This is a genomic window from Nocardia sp. XZ_19_231 (genome assembly GCF_015355705.1).
GTDB lineage: Bacteria > Actinomycetota > Actinomycetes > Mycobacteriales > Mycobacteriaceae > Nocardia > Nocardia salmonicida.
The window spans coordinates 1,265,793-1,282,104 of the sequence record NZ_JACUZI010000002.1; the positions used below are offsets into that span (position 1 = coordinate 1,265,793).

The following is a 16,312-nucleotide window of genomic DNA, read 5'->3' on the forward strand; positions in this document are numbered from 1 at the left end:
CATTCCCGGCGGAGGGCCACGATGATGGGCTCGGTGTCCACACGTAACGAACAGCTCAGGCTCGTCGATTCGCCGCGTCGACCGGAGGATCAGGGCGAGCCGTTCCCGTGGTCGGCGACCATCGACTCCACCTACTCGACCCGCGATGCGATCGACGCGTTGGCCCTTGCCCCGTTCCTGCGCGGCGACCAGCCCTTCGCCCGCCAAGCCCACCTGGACCGAGTGCGTCCTGACGCCCCGCTGCGGCCCACCGACTCGCGGATCGTGCGCTCGGTCGCCGACGACGACAGCAGTGCGTTGCTCGCGGCCGGTGACGGCTGGGCGCTGCGGGCCGTGCGGTGGGCGAGTGGTTCGGCCACGATCGAAGTGACCGCGGTGAGCGACGAACTCGCCGTCGAAGTGCTGGCCACGGCTACCGAAGGCGCGGCACTGTCACGTGACAGTGAAGCCACGGTCGAGATGGGGTTCTGGCACATGGACGTGCGTCGCCCCGCACGCAGACGCCGCCAGATCGCCGCGCCCGCCTGGTCGGAGATTCGTGGGAACTACACCGGCGGGGTGGCCGCGGGCATGGAGCGATTGATGGGGCTCGGTGTCGCCGATATCAAGGGTCGGCTGGTGCTGCTGCACGGCGAGCCCGGCACCGGCAAGACCACCGCGCTGCGTGCGCTGGCGCGGTCGTGGGCGCCGTGGTGTCAGGTCGACTGCGTCGTAGATCCGGAAGAACTGTTCAGCAATCCCGGCTACCTGATGGAAGTCGCGGCGGGTGCCGACGGCGACGACGAGGACGGCCGCTGGCGGCTGCTCGTACTGGAGGACTGCGACGAACTCATCCGCGGCGAGGCGAAAGAAGCCGCGGGCCAGAAGCTTTCGCGTCTGCTCAATCTCACCGACGGCATGCTCGGCCAGGGCCGCAATGTGTTGATCGCGATCACCACCAACGAAGACCTCTCCCGCCTGCACCCCGCCGTCGTGCGGCCGGGCCGCTGCCTGGCCCAACTCGAGGTGGGCCGGTTGTCGGCAGCCGAAGCCCACGAATGGCTCAGCCGCCAAGACGGTGTTCCCGCCGCGCCGAGCTTTCCCGACGGCGCGACCCTCGCCGAGTTGGTCGCCCACCGCGATGGCGGCATCCAGATCCAGTCGACCATCGACCACTCGACCGACGTCGGCATGTATCTCTAGCGATCGGCACCGCGTGCTTCGACGACATCCCTGGCCTCGACCAACGAGGCGTCGGGCCGAAGTTGTCGATACGCCCTGATCGCCTGGATCTTCTTGCCCTGGCGCACGAGATCATCGACCTCACTGAGGTCCAGCTCCGATGCGGGATCGGTGATTCCCAGGTGCCGCATGATCAGATCGAGCTTGCGTTCGATCCTCAGCAGTTTCGCTTCGTGCCTGTCTTGGGCGAACATTCCTCCAGGGTAGGTGATTTCAGCGGCGGACAACCGGCGCGGCGACGGCGCAGGCGAGGGTGAGTACGAGGGGTACGAGCAGCGCCGCGGTGAGGGGGACGACGGCGGTGAGCCAGCCGATCATGGCGGGGCCTGCCAGTAGGCCGAGGTATCCGATCGTGAAGACGCGGGACATGTCGGTGGCGGCTGTCGTGCCACCGAGATTGCCCGCAGTCGAGAAGATCTGGGGAACGCCGCCGGCGAGGCCGAGCCCGCACATCGCCCAGCCGAGGAGGGTGAGCGGGAGCCAGGGGGAGGCGATGACGAGGGCGAATCCTGCTGCGGCGAGCAGGCTTCCGTAGCGGACGACGGCTACCGGACCGAAGGCGCCGCTCATTCGGTCGGCGAGGAATCGGCCGAGGGTCATGGTGGCGGAGAAGGCGCCGAACGCGAGGGCGGCACCGGCCTCGGACGTGCCGAGGCGTTCGCGAACCTGCAGCGCGCTCCAGTCGGCTGCGACACCTTCCGCGAGCAGGAGAACGAACGCGATGCTCCCGAGCAAGAACACTTTTCGTGTCCGCTCGGTGCGGAGCCGAGTGGAATCGGCGGGATCGGCCTCGTCGGTCTTGTCGTAATGCTCTGCATGCGAGGGTGATTCAGCCCCTTGGCGGCCGACCAGGTGTGGTACCAGCACCGCAGTGACGAGCAACCCGCAGACCGACGCACAGGTCAGTGTCACCTGTGGCGCCCAGCCGGCGTGCAGAGCAGCCGCGCCCAACAGCGAACCGGCGAACCCGCCCGCCGAGAACATCGCATGAAACGCGGACATGATCGGTCGGCGATACGCCCGTTCGACCTGCACCGCCTGGGCATTCATCGACACATCGAGCGCGCCGTTGCCGATTCCGAAGCAGGCCAGAGCGATCGCCAAGGTGATCGGATCGGTCGCCAGTCCCGGGCCGACCACTGTCACCGAAATGGCGGACGCGGCCAGCAGGACGAGGGTGCGGCTGCCGAACCGGTCGGCGGCGGGGCCCGCGAGCCGCATACCGACCAGCGCGGCGCCCGCCATCAGCAACACGAGCAGGCTGAGCGTCGACGTCGACACCCCCGTCCGGCCGGTGATCGCCGGAATGTGGACTACCCACATAGCCAGCAGCAGCCCGTTCAGCGTGAAAGCCGCGAACACCGCCCCCCTGGCCAGCCGAAGAGGGCGGTCGATCGCTGCTGAACTCACCGCTTCGACGGTACCGGGCATCACCCAGGACTCGCCGTCGCGTTCTTCTACTGCTGGGGTGTCCAGGCTCCGGTGGCGGCGGTCTCCTTGGCGTAGTCGGTGAAATCGCGGGCTTCGCGGCCGAGGGCGCGGCGGACACCGTCGGCGGTGGGGGTGTTGCGCCCGTCGAGGATGGTGCCGAAGAGGTAGTCGAGCAGGCTGATCACGTCGTCGGGAACCTGGTACTCACTAAGGGCCGCAACGAATTCCGGCCGTGACACGGGGATGAAGGCGATCTCGCGACCGGTGGCAGCGGCGATCTCGCCGACCGCATCGGCGAAGGTCAGGGCGCGTGGGCCGGTGAGCTCGTAGAGCTGACCCTCGTGGCGAGGGTCGGTGAGCGCGGCGGCCGCCACCTCGGCGATGTCGTCGACGTGCACGAACGGCTCCGGCACATCGCCGTTGGGCAGCGCCACCGCACCGGCGAGCACGTCGTCGACGAAGGCGCCTTCGCTGAAGTTGTGGGCGAAGAAGGAGCAGCGCACGATGGTCCACCTCAGGCCCGAATCCCGCACGATCTCTTCGCATTCCACCGCTTCGGGTTCGCCGCGACCGGACAGCAGCACCACCGAGCGCACGCCCGCGGATCGGGCGGCGGCGGTGAACGCGCGAATGGTGTCCGGTGCGCCGGGAACGGCCAGATCGGGCTGGAAGGCGAGGTAGACGGAGTCGACGCCGGTGAGCGCCGGTGCCCAGGTCTCGCGGTCGGTCCAGTCGAAGGGGATTGCGGCAGTACGCGAGCCGTGGCGGACCGGCCGACCGGCGGCTTCGAGGAGCGCCGCCACTCGGCTGCCGGTCTTGCCCGTTGCGCCGGTGATGAGGGAAAGCTGCTGGTGAGAGGCTGTGTTCGTCATGAGATAAGTACACCGCCGCGCGGCTCGCGGCAACATCGTCGTGCCGCTCACGAACATGCGTTGTCGTCTACGCGTTGTCGTCTACTGTGGAAGGGATGGATGCGTTAGCCGGTCTGCTCGAAGGTCCACGCGCCCGCGGCGCGTTCCTCATGTGTTCGCTGTTGGACCCGCCGTGGTCGCTGCGCGTGCAGGATGAAGCCCCGCTCACGGTGCTCGCGATGATCCGCGGAAAGGCATGGGTGAGTACGGATTCGATGCCGCCGCGGCAACTCGGCGCGGGCGATGTCGCCGTTTTCCGTGGGCCGCAGCCGTATACGGTGGCCGACGATCCGGCGACCGAACCGCAGATCGTCATCCAGCCGGGGCAGGTAACTACGACGCCCGACGGTGAAATCCTTTGCGAGACATTGAGTCTCGGTGTCCGTCAGTGGGGCACCGATCCCGATGGTGAGACGCTGATGGTCACCGGAACCTACGAATCGGCGGGTGCGGTGAGCAGGCGGTTGCTGCGCGCGCTGCCGCAGGTCGCGGTGCTGCCGCGCGGCGAGCTCGATTCTCGACTGCTCGAGCTACTCGTCGACGAGGCGACCAAGGACCTGCCCGCGCAAACCGCCGTCCTGGACCGTCTGCTCGATCTGCTGCTCATCGCCGCCTTGCGCGCCTGGTTCGCCCGTGACGACGCCCCCGCCTGGTACCACGCCTACAGCGACCCGCTGGTCGGCAAGGCTCTGCGCCTGCTCCAGCACAATCCGGCGCATCCGTGGACGGTGGTGGCCTTGGCCGAGGCCGTCGGCATGTCCCGCGCCGCGCTGGCCCGCCGGTTCACCGAGTTGGTCGGGGAACCGCCGATGAGCTTCTTGACCGAATGGCGGCTCTCACTCGCGGCCGATCTGCTCGCCGAATCCGATGCGACGGTGGAATCCATCGCCCACCAGGTGGGGTACGGCAGCGCGTTCGCGCTCAGCACCGCCTTCAAACGGCACTTCGGGGTGAGCCCGCGCGATCACCGGCAGAAGAGCGCGGCATGATGGCCCGATGAGCTATCCCGTCCTGTGGCCGATGCCGACCCGGTGGGCCGACAACGACCAGTACGGCCACGTGAACAACGTGACCTACTACTCCTACTTCGACACCGCCGTGAACGCCTGGCTGATGCGCGCCACCGGCGCCGACATCACCGCGCTGCCCGCGCTCGGCGTCGTCGCGCAGACTTCGTGCCGGTTCCACGGATCGGTCAGCTTCCCCGACCAGTTGCAGGTGGGGCTGCGGATCGCCCGCCTCGGCAACTCGAGCATCACCTACGATCTGGCGATCTTCCGCGAGGGCGACGCCGGTCTGGAACTCGCCGCGACCGGCGAATTCGTGCACGTCTATGTTGACGCCGACACCCGCAAACCGGTCGCGATACCCGAGGTAGTGCGGGCGGCGGCAGCAGAACTCGTCACCGAGTAGCGCTCAGGACGCTATGACTCCTACCTCGGGGCATCGACTGCTCTGGAGCCCGTCGCGGTGTAGCGCTCAGGACGCTATAACCCCTACCTCGGGCCATCGACTGCTCTGGAGCCCGTCGCGGTGTAGTGCTCAGGACGCTATAACCCCTACCTCGGGCCATTCGCTGCCGCGGCGGGCGCGCAGGATGATCTGGCCCGCCGGCGAGTAGCCCGGCGGTCCGGGTAGCGCGGCGAAGGTAGTTTTGTCGATCACCACCGACGAGTCGAGTTGTTCTCGGCTCGGTCCCCAGTGGTACTCGACCTCGGTGCGCTCGTCGCGAACCTTCTTGAAATACATCAGGTGTGCCATCGCCGGATCTCCGCGTAGACCTCCACCGGGCAGCGGATCGTGACCGGCGGCTACCGACCATCGTGGCAGGAATCGAGCGATCTCGCCGCTACCTCGCCGAATTTTTTCTCGCGGACCGACCGGTTCTCATGCTCTGAGCATGGACTGGTATCGGCGCATGCCGGAAATCCACCGGTCGTAGTCGGAACCTTTGTTGCGGTACATCTGCAATACCTCGGGGTGCGGCAGGATCAGGAAGTGTTCTGCGGCCATCGCTTCGATGACGGTGTCGGCGACTTCCTCGGGGGAGAGCACCGCGCCCGCCGTCTTCACGGCCTTGATCGCCAGCGCGCCTGCCTCCGGGTCGTCGGGGATGAGGCCACCGGTGAGCAGCTGGGTGTCCACGCCCATCGGACACAGGCAACTCACGCGAATACCTTTGTCGCCGTAGGTGACCGAGAGCCATTCCGCGAAGCCGACGGCCGCGTGTTTGGTCACCGAGTAAGGGGCGGAACCGATTTGCGTGAGCAGGCCCGCCGCCGACGCGGTGGAGACGAAATATCCGCTGCCGCGCTCGAGCCAGCCGGGGACGAGCAGCTTGGCGGCCCGCACGTGGGCCATCACGTTCACCTCGATGGTGCTCGCCCACTGGGCCTCGGTGCTGTCGAGGCCGGGTCCGCCGCCGATGCCGGCGTTCGCGAAATACAGGTCCACCGGCCCGAATTCGCGTTCGGCGGTGGCGATCAACTCCGCGACGACCAGCTCATCGGCCACATCGCCACCGACCGCGATCGCCTTGTCGCCGAGTTCGGCCGCCACCTTCGCCGCGCTGTCCGCATCGAGATCGGCGACGACAACCCGCGCGTCACCGGCTACGAGACGATAAGCGAGAGCGGCACCGATGCCCGCACCCGCGCCGGTGACGATCGCGACCTTGCCTGCTATCTCCATGCCCGCAGCTTATATTTTTGGAGCGCTGGCGCGCTCGAGTTCGCGCCCCCGGCGGTCCCGTCGATCAGGCACCGTTGCTTGCTCCTTCGTCGCCTACACAACGGCACCTGATCGACGGGACGGGCGCGAACCGCCGACTGCGTCGGCGGACCCTCCTCGAGGTCGGGTCGTTCGGGCTGGGAATGAGGTCATGGCAGGGAGTGGATACGGTCGGGACTCGTTCTTTCGGCTCGATCAGGCGGTGACGGCGGGTTTCGGGGTGCTGGGCAGGGGTGGCGGTGGTGTGGTCGTGGCGCGAGCGAGGGTACCCAGACGGGTGTGGTTGAAGACCAGGTTGAGCAGGAACGCGGTGGCCGCGCCGAGGGTGACGCCACTGTCGAGAAGGATCTGGGCCGAGGTGGGGAACTTGTCGAACATGTCCTTGGTGAACACCGGCAGCAGGCCGATGCCGATGGCGGTCGCCGCGACGGTGGCGTTGACCCGGTCCGTCAAGTCGGCTTTGAGTAGCGTCGTGACGCCGACAACGGCCACCGTCGCGAACAACACCAGCCCGACCCCGCCGACCACCGGCTTCGGAATCACCGCGACCACCTCGCCGATGCGTGGCACCAGCCCGAGCACCACCAGGATCGCACCGCTCACCGCGGTCACATACCGGCTGTAGACCCTGGTCGTGGAGACCGCGCCCACATTCTGGTTGAAGATGGTGTCGACGAACGCGGTGAAGATACCGCCGAGCACGCCCGACAGACCGTCGCCGACCAGGCCGCGCGCGAGATCGCCTCTGCTGAGCGGTTTGCCGGTGATCTCGCTGATCGCCAGCATGCTCGCGGTCGACTCGGCGAACACCACGGCCATCACGATGCTCATCGCCACCACCGCGGTCACCGGGAACTGCGGTGACCCGAAGTGGAACGGCTGCGGGATGCCGATCCAGTCGGCAGTACCGACTCCGGCGGTGTTGACCAGACCCATCGGCAGCGCGATCACGATGCCCGCGACCAACGCGATCAGCACGCCGAGCTGCGACCACACGCCGCGCCCGAGGCACACGAAACCGACCGCGATCAGCACGACCACCGCGGCCAGCCCGATATTCGACGGCGAGGCGAAGCTCGACGACTTCGGATCGGTCCCGATGATCAGGCCACCGGCGACCCCGATCAGCGATACTCCGACCACGGTGAGCACGGTCCCGGTGACCAGCGGCGGGAAGAACCGCACCACCCGAGCGAACGGCCAGGCCAGCGCGACACCGACCACACCGCCGATCAGCATCGACCCGTACACAGCGTCGAGCCCGTATTCCTTGGCGATCAGGATCATCGGATTGAGCCCGACGAACGTGGCGCCACACACGATCGGCAGTCGCGCACCGGCCAGCTTGCCCACACCGAGGCTCTGCACCAGCGTGATGATGCCCGCGACCAGCAGATCAGCACTGATCAACAGCGCGATCGTCGCCCGGTCCAGCCCGGCGGCCGCACCGAAGACCAGCGGCACGGTGATGCAGCCGGTGTACATGATCAGGACGTGCTGAATGCCGAAAGCCAGTTGCCGAGCGAACGGCAGCCGGGTGTCGACGGGATGTGCCTCACTCATGTAACAGGTTGTAGTCCCCGTTTTTTACCGTGAGTGAGCGCCGTGTTTCGTCGGCGTTGCGGGTCGGATATATCACCCGCAGCGATTAATACCGCTGGTAATTGCCTTGCGGGTAGCTCGGTCGCTGCCGTGCCGCCTGGATCCAGCCTCCAGTTGACGGTGCGGCAGCCAGGGCGAGTAGCAATAGCGAGAGAAGGGGCTGAATTAGACCGATAAAGGGTCCATACGTTCCCTCAGGGCCGACGAATGCGGGTGTGAAGGTTCCGAAACCGACGAGTGCACTGACAGCCCCGACGATTATGACGATCACCCGTCCCGCCATCGTCCGGAGGAACAGCAGAATAGAGCCGACGAGAAGCAGCAGTGTGATGATTGCGGAGGCCACGATGTATGCGGTCGCCTCAGGGCGGAATGCATCGGTCGCACCCGAGCACCCGAAGGTGCCGTCCGGCTTCGCGACGAGTCGACCGGTGCACCAATCGAGCGCGGCGGTCGATTTGTAGGTGACCACAGCGCCGACCACGGAGAGCAGCGAAAGCAGCACGGCCAGAACGGCAGCGGTGATCGCAGCGGTAGCGCTGACCGGCCGCCGCGGGGCACCGTAGCCGGACCCGCCGTTCCCCGGAGCGCCGTAGCCGGGGACAAGCGTTCCGTACCCGGGCACACCGAACCCGGGAGCGCCGGGGCCTGGCGCTCCGTATCCGGGAGCGACCTGGCCGCCGTAGGGGTTGTAACCCTGTTGGCCTACAAGCGGATAGCCCGGACCTTGCTGCTGCCCATGCGGATACCCCATGACGCCCCCATTTGTATTCGTATACACCTGCCGACATTCGTTCGCGCGGTGTGTGGTCCGATCGAACTGCGTACCGACCCGAACTATACGGCCGATTTCCGGCGCTCTCAGATGCGGCTGAGTAGGGTCAGCGGGTCCTCCAGGAAGCCTGCCGTGGTGGCGAGGAAGCGGGCGCCGAGTTCGCCGTCGACCATGCGGTGGTCGAAGCTGAGGCCGAGGGTGGTGACCCAGCGGACAGCCAGTTCGTCACGGAAAACCCAGGGGCGCTTGCGGATCGCGCCGATGCACAGGATCGCGGCTTCACCCGGATTCACCAGGGGGACGCCGCTGTCGACGCCGAAGACCCCGACATTGGTGAGGGTGAAGGTACCCCCGCGCAGGTCGTTGGGGGTGGCGTTGCCGGAGCGGGCGGTGTCGGCCGCCCAGGTGATCTCGCGGCACAGTTCGCGCAGGCTCAGCGCTTGCGCTTCCTTGAGATTGGGCACCATCAGGCCGCGATCCGAGGCGACCGCGATCCCCAGATTCACATAGTGCTTGGTGACGATTTCCTGGTTTTGCTCGTCCCACGCGGTGTTGATCCCCGGGTACTCCGCGATCGCCGCCAACGTGGCCTTGGCGACCAGCGCCAGGGGCGTGAGGGTGAGGTTTTCGAAGGACTTCGTCGTGCGCAGGTGGTCGAGCAGTTCCATCGACGCGGTGCAGTCGACGGTGACGAAAGTGCTGGCCTGCGGGATCGTGCGTGAACTGGCCTGCATCGCGGCGGCGGTGCGTTTGCGGATACCCGTGATGGGAGTGCGTTCTTCGCGGGCGGTCGGCTCGATGAGCCCGTCGGCATCGGTGCCGTGGCCGTTCGACGGCCGCGCCGGCGCGATGTCACCGAGGCGGGCGGGGGTGCGCGGCTGTGTCACCGGCACGGCCGAGCGCACGTCGTCGACGGTGACCGCGCCCTCCGGCCCCGAACCCGCGACGAACCACAGGTCGATGCCGAGTTCCTTGGCCAGTTTGCGTGCCGCGGGGGTAGCCGCGGCGCGATGGGTGCTCGGCGTGCTCGCCGCCATCGACGGCGTGGCTTTCCTTCTCCTCGACGTCGATTCGGCCTCGGGGCCGTAGCCGACCAGCACGTCCGTGCGGGGCTCGGCGGTCGGCGGCGCCGCCACCTCGAGGTCGTTGCGCACCCGGATCAGCGGCGCGCCGACCGGCACGGTGTCGCCGGGCTCGGCCAGCAGTTCGACCACGACCCCGGAGAACGGCGACGGCAGCGCCACCACCGCCTTCGCGGTCTCCACCTCGGCGATGGTCTGGTTCAGTTCCACCGTGTCGCCGACCGCGACGGCCCAGGAGACCAGGTCGCCGTCGGCCAGTCCTTCGCCCAGGTCGGGGAGGCGGAACTCGAGAACATGACCGTCGTCGGTGTCGGCTGGTTCCGGCACGAGGGCACCTTTCATCACGCGGTGAGGCAGCGGTCGACCGCCGCCAGAATGCGGTCGGGGTCGGGCAGGTGGTGCTTTTCGAGCTTAGCCGGGGGGTAGGGGATGTCGTAGCCACCGACGCGCAACACCGGCGCCTCGAGGTGATAGAAGCAGCGTTCGGTGACGCGGGCGGCGATCTCGGCGCCGAGCCCGGCGAACACGGGCGCCTCGTGCACGATGACCAGCCTGCCGGTCTTGACCACCGACTCGGCGATCGTGTCGACGTCGATCGGCGAGAGACTGCGCAGGTCGATCACCTCGAGCGAATGTCCTTCCTCGGCAGCGATCTTCGCCGCGGTGAGCGCGGTGGCGACGGTGCCGCCGTAGGCGACGACGGTGGCATCGGCGCCGCGGGTACAGACCCTGGCCTTGTGCAGAGGCAAATCCGGTTCGCCTTCGAAATCTACGTCGGCCTTGTCCCAATAGCGACGTTTCGGTTCGAAGAAAACAACCGGGTCGTCCAGTGAGATGGCCTGGCGAATCATCGAATACGCGTCGGCGGGCGTACTCGGTGATACAACGCGAAGCCCCGCGGTGTGCGCGAAATACACCTCGGGCGACTCCGAATGGTGTTCGACCGCGCCGATGCCGCCGCCGAAGGGAATGCGGATCGTCAACGGGGCCTTGATCTTTCCGCCGGTACGGTTGTGGATCTTGGCTACCTGGGAAACGATCTGGTCGAAGGCCGGGTAGACGAAACCGTCGAACTGGATCTCCACCACGGGCCGGTATCCACGCAAGGCCATCCCGAAAGCCGTTCCGACGATGCCGGATTCGGCCAGCGGCGTGTCGATGACGCGGTTGTCGCCGAAATCCTTCTGCAGGGTGTCGGTCACGCGAAACACGCCACCGAGCCGGCCGATGTCCTCGCCGAGCAAGACGACCTTGGCGTCGTCTTCCATCGCGTTGCGCAGGCCGGTGTTGAGGGCGGCGGCGAAGGTGGTGATCATGACTGCGCTCCTTCGGCGAGGTAGGCCGAGAGCTGTTGGCGCTCTTCGGTCATCAGCGGGTGCTCGGTCGCGTAGACGTTGTCGAACATCCGCTCGGGATCGGGGTCGGGCATCTCGATCGTCGCGGCGCGCAGGCGGCGGGCGACATCGTCGGCCTCGTCGGTGACCTGCTGGGCGAGCTCGGGGGAGAGGTGGCCTTCGCGCTCGAGGAGTAGCCGCACGCGGTCGATGGGGTCGCGTTGGGCCCAGTACTCGGTGTCGGCGGCGGTCCGGTAGCGGGTGGGGTCGTCGGCGGTTGTGTGCGGGCCCATGCGGTAGGTCATCGCCTCGATGAAGGTGGGGCCGCCGCCGGTGCGGGCGCGTTCGAGGGCTTGCCGGGTGACAGCGAGGACGGCGAGCACATCGTTGCCGTCTACCTGGACTCCAGGGATGCCGTAGCCGTCGGCCCGGCGCACCAGCGGAACGTTGCTCTGAACGGTGACGGGCTCGCTGATCGCCCAGTGGTTGTTCTGACAGAAGAACACCACCGGCGCGCTCCACGCCGCGGCGAATCCCAGCGCCTCGGCGATATCGCCGGTGCTGGTCGCGCCGTCTCCGAAGTAGGCGATGGTCGCGATGTCGGCGCCGTCGAGGTGGGCGGCGTAGGCGTAACCGGTGGCGTGCAGGCCCTGGGAGCCGACGACGATGTTGGCGTTGGTGACGTTGAACTCGCCGGGGTCCCAGCAGTGGTGGGACACGCCCCGCCACAGGGCGGTGAGTTGCTCGGGCGGCACGCCACGGCAGTAGGCGACGGCGCTCTCGCGGTAGGAGCAGAAGGCGTAGTCGTCGGGGTGCAAAGCGTGTGCCGAGCCGACCTGAGCCGCCTCCTGGCCCAGCAGCGGCGGCCATAATCCGAGCTGGCCTTGACGTTGCAACGCGGTCGCTTCGACGTCGATCCGGCGGGTGACGACCATGTCCCGATACAGCTGCCGTAATCGCGCCGCATCGATATCGGCCACCAGCGCGCCGTGCGCCTTGTCGAACACCCGACGGCCGTCGGGCTGCACCAGCTGGACCGGGTAGGTCTGCTTCTGCGACATCGTGATCGCCTCCTCGTCACCGTGCCTTGTGGGCCGATGCAGGTACGCCACGCCGCTGAGCGCGATGTGTATCACTTCAGCATCCCCCATAACGCGGTGTGCGCAAGCGATACGCGCGCAAGTGAGCAGAATGCATGGTCTGCGGGGGTCGTGCGCTGTCATACTGCGTTGTATGACCAGTGGCGAACCCGACGCAGTGACACTCGACGCCACCGACGCGCGGCTACTGCGTGAACTGGTCGCCAACCCACGGGCCACCGGGGTGGAGCTCGCGGCGCGCCTCGGCCTGTCGCGCAACACCGTGCAGGCCCGCCTGGCCCGTTGGGACAGTGGCGGGGTGCTCGGCAGCTTCGAACGCCGGGTGGAACCCCGCGCTCTCGGCTACCCGCTGGCGGCGTTCGTCGCGGTCGTGGTCGACCAGCACCGACTCGACCCCGTGGTGGACGAGCTGGCCGACGTCCCCGAGGTCACCGAGGTCTGTGGCATGACCGGCGCCACCGACCTCACCGTCCGCATAGTCGCCCGCGACGCCGACGACCTCTACCGCATCGCGGGCCGAATACTGAAGATCCCGGGTGTGGAGCGCACCAACATGGCTCTGGTCATGCGCGAACTCGTCGGCCCCCGAACCGGACCCTTACTCGACCGGCTGGCCGACCCGAGTTGAACTCCACGAACCGTCAGGTGCCGGTGGGCAGGATGCGGCGGACGACGAGGCCGGCCACGAGAGCCCAGAAGGCGCCGCCGATGCCGAACAGGGTGGTGCCGGAGGCTGCTACGAGGAAGGTGACCAGGGCTGCCATGCGATGGGCGGGATCGCTGAGGGCGCCGGTCAGGGCAGCGGCGAGCGTGGCGAGCAGGGCAAGACCCGCGACGGTTTCGATGGTGCCCGCGGGAGCGGCGGCGATGAGGGTGACCAGGGCGGCGGACGCGAGCCCGAGGACGAGATAGGTGGCGCCCGCGGTGGCCGCGGCGATCCACCGGCGTTTCGGGTCGGGGCTGGCGGTGGGGGCGGCGGCCAGGGCGGCGCTGATGGCGGCGAGATTGATCGCGTGGCCACCCGCCGGGGCGCCGATGATGGTGCCGATGCCGGTGACGAGCATGGCGGGCCGCCACGGGACCTGGAAGTCGAACGAGCGCATCACCGCGACGCCTGGGATGTTCTGTGAAGCCATGGTGACGATGTAGAGCGGGACGGCGATGCCGATGACGGCCTGCCAATGCCATTGGGGGACAGTCCATTCCACCGTCGGAACCATGGCGGACAACTCCAGGTGCCGGTTGTTCACGACGATGTCGATGCCGGTGCCGACGGCCGCCGTGGCGAAGGCGACGAGCACGGCCCATTTGGGTGCGAACCGTTGCAGGACCAGCCACACCACGATGACCGGGACGACCACGGCGGGCGAGGTGCGCAGCGCCTGCACCGGAGCCAAACACAGCGGCACGAGGACACCGGCCAGCATCGCCTGGGCGATCGGCACCGGAATCGCGGCGACCAGCGAGCCGAGCCGTTGCCACAGCCCGGTGATCACGATCAACACGCCCGTCACCGCGAAGGCCGCGACCGCGCCGGGCCAGCCGCCCGCGACAAGCCCCGTGCTCGCGAGCAGGGCCGCGCCGGGTGTGGACCAGGCCAGGGTGATCGGGATCCGATACCGCGAACTCAGCAGCAGAATGCCGATGCCCTGCGTGAAGCACAACACCAGCAACCCCGACGCCGCCTGCGCCGGACTCGCCCCCACCGCGCGCAGCCCACTCAGCACCACCGCGAACGAACTGGTGAACCCGACCAGTGCCGTGATCGCACCAGCGCCGAGAGGCTGCGCGATTCCTGCCGGTTCGTCGGCGATATCGGGGGGCGTGGTGGAGACCTGCGACATTGTGCCGATATTGCCCGATGAATCCACCCTCGTCGCCTACCAGTCCCGCGATAGTGGACTGATTCATCAGCACCGCTCGTCGGTCCAGTTCCGTCGACCGGCCTCAGCAGACCTCGGGTCGTGAGGGTGCTGTGTCCGCCCCGGCAGCGTTGCCCGACGGCGCACAGAGAGGGCGGGAAGGGGAAAGTCCCGTGTCGTCGGGCGGCACGGTGCGTAAGGTGGCGGGAACTGTTTCGCAGGTGGGGGCCTCGGTAAGGAGTGGGATTGGGCGCGGTGTTGATTTCGTCGGCGGAGCTTCGGGAAGAGCTGGCGGACAGAGCGATTCATCTACTCGATGTGCGGTGGGCGCTGGGTGACCCGAATGGGCCGCAGCACTATCTCGACGGGCATATTCCGGGCGCGGTGTTCGTCGATTTGGAGACCGAACTGGCCGCGGCGCCGTCGCCTGCCCGCGGCAGGCATCCGCTGCCCGAGCCCGCCACCTTCGAGAAGTGCGCGCGCAGTTGGGGATTGAGCGATGGGGAGCCGGTGGTGGTCTACGACGCGACCGGCGCGACCGCGGCCGCGAGGGCATGGTGGCTGCTGCGGTGGGCGGGTGTGGACAACGTGCGCATCCTCGACGGCGGGCTGCCCGCCTGGATCGCGGCCGGTGGGGAACTCGCGACCGGCGCCGAAGTGGACCCGGTCGGCGGTGACCTGGTGGTTCGTCCCGGCGGGCTGCCGGTGATCGACGCCGACGCCGCCGCGAAGTGGCCGGGTGTGCTCCTCGATGCGCGAGCCGGCGAGCGCTATCGCGGCGAGGTCGAACCAGTCGACCCGCGACCGGGACATATCCCTGGCGCGGTGAGCGCGCCGACCGCCGAGAATCTGGATGGCACAGGACATTTCCGCAGTGCCGACGACCTGCGTGCTCGCTTCGCGGGGTTCGGCGAAGGTCCGGTCGCGGTGTATTGCGGATCCGGCGTCACTGCCGCCCACCAGATCGCCGCCCTCGCCGTCGCGGGTATCGACGCCGTGCTCTACCCGGGCTCGTACTCGCAGTGGTCGAACGACCCGAAGCGGCAAGTGGCCACCGGAGCGTGAGCGCCGGGGCAGTCCACGGCGTTTCTCACGGACAGCTCCGGGCGATGTCGTGGAGGGCGGCGTTGTCGGCGGCGGTGATCGGTAGGTCGTAGTCGACCGCGACGGTGAGGTACTTCGCCGCGTAGAAGCAGTGGTTCGGCCGCGCGGGTGGGAGCCATTCGGACGGGGTGTCGTCGCCTTTGGACTGGTTGGTCGCGGCGCCGGTGGCCAGGAGATTGATCGCGAGATCGTTGGCGAAGCGGCGGCGCTTGTCGGGGGTCCAGGCAGCCGCGCCCATGTCCCATGCGGCGGCCAGTGGGTAGACATGGTCGATCTGGATGCGGCCGCCGTCGGACTTGCTGAAGGCGATGTCGGTGCCGGTGTACGGGTCGGTGAGTATGCCCTCCACGACCACGCAGCGGCCGCGATGGACGACCTGGCGCAACTGGATGGCCAGGACGTTGTTGCGGGTGTCGCAGCCGTCGTGGCTGCCGGGGGCGTCGGAATCATCGGTCCAGGCCGGGCCGAAGACGCAGGCCTGGCCCGTCTTGCAACCACGTTCGTAGCCGCCCGGTCGAGCACGCGAGGCGATGACGCGCACCGTGTCGAGCAAGGCGGTGACCTCGGCGCGCGTCGGGCTGCCGGGTGCGGGAGTGACCGGCTCAGTCGGCCCGATCACCCCGCATCCGGCAATCGCGAGCATCAGCACGAGCAACCACGCCGCTTTCCCCATACCCGCAGGTTGTAGTCGGTGGCACCGACAACTACCGCTGATGGGTCAGTTCTGGGCGGGCGAGGCCGTATTTCGCGGAGCGGACCGACCTATAACCAGGCTCGGGCAAGCAGGTCGTCGGCGGCAAGTCCACTGGCGATCGGCGGGAAGCGCGTCGCTGCGATCGAGGAGACGTGGGTGCCGTCGTGGCCGACCAGCCAGGAACCGCCACGGTCTTCGCATTCGGCGATCTTGGCGAAGACGGTGAGCAGGAAGGTGATGGATTCACTGGGGTCGATGGTGTGGGCCAGACGCTGGGATTCGCCGGGCCGTGACAGATCGAGCCAGACGCCGGCTTGGCCGTCCAGGCGCATGCCGAGAATTTTCGTGGTGTCGATGAAGGTGAATTTGCGCCGTTCCCAAGGGGTATTGGGTGTGTAGCTCTGCTCGAGAACCTGGAGCAGAATCGTCATCGCTGCCCTCCGCACGAATTACAAGGGGTCATCGG

At 67.8% G+C, this 16,312-nt stretch carries 18 protein-coding genes; 5 read left to right on the plus strand and 13 right to left on the minus strand.

Annotation, left to right across the window (positions count from 1 at the left end):
* Nucleotides 1-24: 24 nt before the first annotated feature.
* On the plus strand, nucleotides 25-1,182 hold the full coding sequence (locus IBJ82_RS12910; protein WP_194826257.1) for a DUF5925 domain-containing protein: 1,158 nt from the start codon (nucleotides 25-27) through the stop codon (nucleotides 1,180-1,182).
* Here the strand turns inward: IBJ82_RS12910 and IBJ82_RS12915 are convergent.
* The 3 genes from IBJ82_RS12915 to IBJ82_RS12925 are packed head-to-tail and all read right to left on the minus strand — an operon-like array spanning nucleotide 1,179 to nucleotide 3,524.
* Complete coding sequence (locus IBJ82_RS12915) at nucleotides 1,179-1,415, minus strand: hypothetical protein (RefSeq protein WP_194826090.1); 237 nt, start codon at nucleotides 1,413-1,415, stop codon at nucleotides 1,179-1,181. The genes IBJ82_RS12910 and IBJ82_RS12915 overlap by 4 nt on opposite strands.
* Nucleotides 1,416-1,434: 19 nt before the next feature.
* Nucleotides 1,435-2,652 (minus strand): MFS transporter, encoded by a 1,218-nt coding sequence (locus tag IBJ82_RS12920; RefSeq protein ID WP_194826091.1) that lies wholly within the window; start codon nucleotides 2,650-2,652, stop codon nucleotides 1,435-1,437.
* Nucleotides 2,653-2,678: 26 nt separating this feature from the next.
* Nucleotides 2,679-3,524, minus strand: a complete 846-nt coding sequence (locus tag IBJ82_RS12925) for an NAD(P)H-binding protein (protein WP_194826092.1) — start codon at nucleotides 3,522-3,524, stop codon at nucleotides 2,679-2,681.
* 95 nt (nucleotides 3,525-3,619) lie between these two features.
* Here IBJ82_RS12925 and IBJ82_RS12930 point away from each other — a divergent pair, with 95 nt between their 5' ends.
* Nucleotides 3,620-4,552, plus strand: a complete 933-nt coding sequence (locus IBJ82_RS12930; RefSeq protein WP_194826093.1) for an AraC family transcriptional regulator — start codon at nucleotides 3,620-3,622, stop codon at nucleotides 4,550-4,552.
* 7 nt (nucleotides 4,553-4,559) lie between these two features.
* Nucleotides 4,560-4,976, plus strand: a complete 417-nt coding sequence (locus tag IBJ82_RS12935) for a thioesterase family protein (RefSeq protein WP_194826094.1) — start codon at nucleotides 4,560-4,562, stop codon at nucleotides 4,974-4,976.
* A gap of 129 nt (nucleotides 4,977-5,105) precedes the next feature.
* On the opposite strand, the gene IBJ82_RS12940 is transcribed toward IBJ82_RS12935, so the two are convergent.
* The 7 genes from IBJ82_RS12940 to pdhA all read right to left on the minus strand — a co-directional run bounded on the left by IBJ82_RS12940 (nucleotide 5,106) and on the right by pdhA (nucleotide 12,147).
* Nucleotides 5,106-5,324 (minus strand): hypothetical protein, encoded by a 219-nt coding sequence (locus IBJ82_RS12940; RefSeq protein ID WP_056817977.1) that lies wholly within the window; start codon nucleotides 5,322-5,324, stop codon nucleotides 5,106-5,108.
* A gap of 126 nt (nucleotides 5,325-5,450) precedes the next feature.
* Nucleotides 5,451-6,254, minus strand: coding sequence for an SDR family oxidoreductase (locus IBJ82_RS12945; RefSeq protein ID WP_194826095.1), 804 nt, complete (start codon nucleotides 6,252-6,254; stop codon nucleotides 5,451-5,453).
* Between the two features lie 234 nt (nucleotides 6,255-6,488).
* Nucleotides 6,489-7,856 carry a uracil-xanthine permease family protein gene (locus IBJ82_RS12950; protein ID WP_194826096.1) on the minus strand — a complete coding sequence of 456 codons (1,368 nt, stop codon included), beginning with the start codon at nucleotides 7,854-7,856 and terminating at the stop codon, nucleotides 6,489-6,491.
* An 85-nt stretch (nucleotides 7,857-7,941) separates the two neighbouring features.
* Complete coding sequence (locus IBJ82_RS12955; protein ID WP_194826097.1) at nucleotides 7,942-8,400, minus strand: hypothetical protein; 459 nt, start codon at nucleotides 8,398-8,400, stop codon at nucleotides 7,942-7,944.
* 356 nt (nucleotides 8,401-8,756) lie between these two features.
* Nucleotides 8,757-10,094 carry a dihydrolipoamide acetyltransferase family protein gene (locus tag IBJ82_RS12960; RefSeq protein ID WP_194826258.1) on the minus strand — a complete coding sequence of 446 codons (1,338 nt, stop codon included), beginning with the start codon at nucleotides 10,092-10,094 and terminating at the stop codon, nucleotides 8,757-8,759.
* Nucleotides 10,094-11,068, minus strand: coding sequence for an alpha-ketoacid dehydrogenase subunit beta (locus IBJ82_RS12965; RefSeq protein ID WP_194826098.1), 975 nt, complete (start codon nucleotides 11,066-11,068; stop codon nucleotides 10,094-10,096). Before IBJ82_RS12965 ends, IBJ82_RS12960 begins: the two co-directional genes overlap by 1 nt.
* Nucleotides 11,065-12,147, minus strand: coding sequence for a pyruvate dehydrogenase (acetyl-transferring) E1 component subunit alpha (gene pdhA / locus IBJ82_RS12970; RefSeq protein WP_194826099.1), 1,083 nt, complete (start codon nucleotides 12,145-12,147; stop codon nucleotides 11,065-11,067). The genes IBJ82_RS12965 and pdhA overlap by 4 nt, the downstream gene beginning before the upstream one ends.
* Nucleotides 12,148-12,319: 172 nt before the next feature.
* Here pdhA and IBJ82_RS12975 point away from each other — a divergent pair, with 172 nt between their 5' ends.
* The gene (locus tag IBJ82_RS12975) at nucleotides 12,320-12,814 is read left to right on the plus strand and encodes an Lrp/AsnC family transcriptional regulator (RefSeq protein ID WP_194826100.1); all 495 of its coding nucleotides are present in this window, start codon (nucleotides 12,320-12,322) and stop codon (nucleotides 12,812-12,814) included.
* A gap of 13 nt (nucleotides 12,815-12,827) precedes the next feature.
* On the opposite strand, the gene IBJ82_RS12980 is transcribed toward IBJ82_RS12975, so the two are convergent.
* Nucleotides 12,828-14,030 (minus strand): benzoate/H(+) symporter BenE family transporter, encoded by a 1,203-nt coding sequence (locus tag IBJ82_RS12980; RefSeq protein ID WP_194826101.1) that lies wholly within the window; start codon nucleotides 14,028-14,030, stop codon nucleotides 12,828-12,830.
* A gap of 264 nt (nucleotides 14,031-14,294) precedes the next feature.
* Between IBJ82_RS12980 and IBJ82_RS12985 the strand changes: the two genes are divergently transcribed.
* Nucleotides 14,295-15,113, plus strand: coding sequence for a sulfurtransferase (locus tag IBJ82_RS12985; protein WP_194826102.1), 819 nt, complete (start codon nucleotides 14,295-14,297; stop codon nucleotides 15,111-15,113).
* A 25-nt stretch (nucleotides 15,114-15,138) separates the two neighbouring features.
* On the opposite strand, the gene IBJ82_RS12990 is transcribed toward IBJ82_RS12985, so the two are convergent.
* Together IBJ82_RS12990 and IBJ82_RS12995 are read right to left on the minus strand one after the other, a co-directional pair.
* Nucleotides 15,139-15,825 carry an HNH endonuclease family protein gene (locus tag IBJ82_RS12990; RefSeq protein WP_194826103.1) on the minus strand — a complete coding sequence of 229 codons (687 nt, stop codon included), beginning with the start codon at nucleotides 15,823-15,825 and terminating at the stop codon, nucleotides 15,139-15,141.
* Nucleotides 15,826-15,914: 89 nt separating this feature from the next.
* Entirely contained in the window at nucleotides 15,915-16,277 is a 363-nt protein-coding gene (locus IBJ82_RS12995; protein ID WP_194826104.1) for a hypothetical protein, read from the minus strand.
* Between the last annotated feature and the right edge of the window lie 35 nt (nucleotides 16,278-16,312).